The sequence below is a fragment of the Vibrio sp. 03_296 genome, assembly GCF_002265885.1.
In genome coordinates, this window is sequence record NZ_NPKW01000590.1 from 1 (window position 1) to 1852 (window position 1852).

At 42.7% G+C, this 1852-nt stretch carries 2 pseudogenes; both read left to right on the forward strand.

Features of this window, described 5'->3' with window-relative positions:
* Positions 1-1171, forward strand: a pseudogene (locus CIK04_RS26415) (nucleotide sugar dehydrogenase); the annotation flags it as partial.
* An 81-nt stretch (positions 1172-1252) separates the two neighbouring features.
* Positions 1253-1830 (forward strand): annotated as a pseudogene (locus CIK04_RS26420) (acyltransferase).
* Positions 1831-1852 lie beyond the last annotated feature (22 nt).

Genomic DNA, 1852 nt, shown 5'->3' on the forward strand with positions numbered 1-1852 from the left:
TTGGTAAGAAATACCCAACGTTGGGCTTTGATATCAATGTAGCTCGTGTTCAAGAGCTTGAGAGTGGTAAAGATTCTACTCTAGAGTGTTCGCCAGAAGAGTTAGCGAGTGCACCTCTTTTACAATACACCCATCAATTGAAAGATTTGCAAGCATGTAATTTCTATGTGGTTACGGTGCCAACACCAATCACAGAAGAAAATACCCCCGACTTGACTCCATTAAAGAAAGCTTCTGAAGCATGCTCAAGTCATTCAAAAGGGGACATAGTGGTTTCGAATCAACAGTGTATCCAGGGGCGACAGAAGAAGTGTGCCTTCCTATCATTGAAAAAATGTCAGGATTGGTATTTAACCAAGACTTTTTGCTGGTTACAGCCCTGAGCGTATCAACCCAGGTGATAAGTGAATCGACTTACGACTATCACGAAATTACGTCAGGTTCGACAGACGCTGTTGCTGATTTGTTGATGCAGTGTACGCGTTCAATTGTGACGGCTGGTACGCATAAGGCTTCTTCCATCAAAGTTGCGGAAGCGGCTAAGGTTATTGAAAACACTCAGCGTGATTTGAACATTGCCATCATTAATGAGTTCGCGAAGATTTTACACTGGACATTGATACTGAAGAAGTGTTGAAAGCGGCAGGTACCAAGTGGAACTTTCTACCATTAAGCCAGGTTTGGTTGGTGGGCACTGCAATTAGCGTTGACCCATACTATCTAAGCTCATAAAGCTCAAGAGGTGGGGTACCGTCCAGAAGTTATTTTGGCAGGGCGTCGTATCAATGATGGTATGGGCGAATAATGTCGCGAACACAATTAAGTGAAAAAGCTGGCGAGCAAAAAAATCCATATTGATGAAGCAAAAGTACTGATATTAGGTTTTACCTTTAAAGGGGATTGTCCTGATGTTCGTAATACAAAAATCATCAACATCATCAAAGAGCTGCAAGACTTTAATATGTCGGTTGATGTATACGATAGTTGGCTTCAAAAGAGAAGTTCGCCATGAGTATGGTATTGAACTCATCGATGAGCTGAAAGAAGGTCATTATGACGGTATCGTACTGGCGGTTGACCATAGTGAGACGAAATCGATGGGCGTAGAGGCTTTGCGGCCGTTTAGGTAAAGATTAGCCACGTTTTATTAACGAATGTGAAACATGTCTTAAGTGTCGGCGAAGACAGACGAATCCGTTCTTTAATCCATAATCAGGGGGCGAATGCTCCCTTTAATCATTTGGTAGTAGTTATGAGCTTCTTTCAGCATGAAACTGCCATTGTAGATGATGGTGCTAGCATCGGAGAAGGTTCACGAGTTTGGCACTGGGCGCATGTGTGTTCAGGTGCTCAAATTGGTCGCGGCGTCTCTCTGGGGCAAAATGTCTTTGTTGGTAATAAGGTGACCATTGGTGACCAGTGTAAAATTCAAAACAACGTCTCTGTTTATGACAATGTTCATTTAGAAGAGGGAGTTTTTGTGGCCAGCATGKTTTTACGAATGTTTATAATCCTCGCTCTCTTATTGAACGCAAAGACCAATACCGTGACACTATCGTGAAAAAGGGCGCAACTTTGGGTGCGAACTGTACGGTTGTGTGCGGTATTACGATTGGTGAGTACGCGTTCATTGGTGCTGGTACTGTCGTGAACAAAGATGTGAAGCCCTTTGCTTTGATGGTGGGTGTTCCAGCCAAGCAAATTGGCTGGATGAGCCAATATGGTGAGCAACTTGATTTGCCATTAGAAGGTCACTTAACCATTACCTGCCCTCACACTCAAATTGTTTATCAGCTTGATGGTTCGATATTAACTGTTGTTGAAGAGTAAAAATAACAATGCAATTTATTGA